The organism is Bacillus sp. AR8-1 (assembly GCF_008042345.1).
GTDB lineage: Bacteria > Bacillota > Bacilli > Bacillales > Bacillaceae_G > Bacillus_A > Bacillus_A cereus.
The window spans coordinates 1-848 of record NZ_QNUB01000090.1; the positions used below are offsets into that span (position 1 = coordinate 1).

Here is an 848-nt window from a genome sequence, read left to right on the forward strand (position 1 = left end):
ATTATTGTTTTAAAGGGCTTATCGTTTCTATAAGATGGTGAGATTTTTTTATGTACAAAAAAAGACACCAAAAGTTCCTTTCGCCGACTTGAACCACATTCATTTAATATAAACTTATCTGTATTTTTACATGCTTTTCTAATCCCTCTATTATCCATTTGATAAAATGAAATCCTAATATTACCAATAATTAAATAAATATTTCTACATATTCAAGATATTTACATAAATTACAAAAGTGATACATTTAAGTTGTAAGCTATAAAAACTATTAAAGGGGGATTTATTATGTTCAGGAAATTAGTAGTAGGAGCAGTAGCAACAGGTATTGCATTAACAGGGGGAATTGGTGCAGCTTCAGCTGATACGCAAAAAGCTGTGAGCTCTCCGAAGCAAGCAACATGCTCAATTCCTTATGAGTATTCTAATGGTAAATTCAAAAGAACTCTTTATTACTCAAATGGAGTATATGCTAATAGCTTTAATGAAAATGTTTGTGGCGGGACGATTACGTGGTACTTAAAACATGTTCAAAATGGAGTTGCTTTTTACGAAGGTAATTTAAAATAGTAGATTTTTTGAACCTCATTTATTGAGGTTCTTTTATTTTTAGTTTTTAAACTGATTCTCTATAAAAAAGACACCCTAAGGTGCCTTTTTGCGATTTGATCCATTGTAATATGGTATTGAATGCCAGTCCGATTATTATTTTACCATGTTAAGTAGTTTCGGTTATTGAGAAAAAATACAACTCATTGTTTGAATGCAAAAAAGCCCTAGGGGGACTAGGACTTTTTGCTAGAATGAATAAGATTTAAAAAAGGACTTATATAACGTAACATATGAAT

The 848-nt window shown here is 30.4% G+C and carries 1 protein-coding gene; it reads left to right on the forward strand.

Going from position 1 to position 848, the window contains the following annotated elements:
* Window positions 1–288: 288 nt before the first annotated feature.
* A complete protein-coding gene (locus DN400_RS29255) occupies window positions 289–570 on the forward strand; it encodes an LCI fold-containing protein (protein WP_000488870.1) in 282 nt (93 codons plus the stop codon).
* The last annotated feature ends 278 nt before the right edge of the window (window positions 571–848 follow it).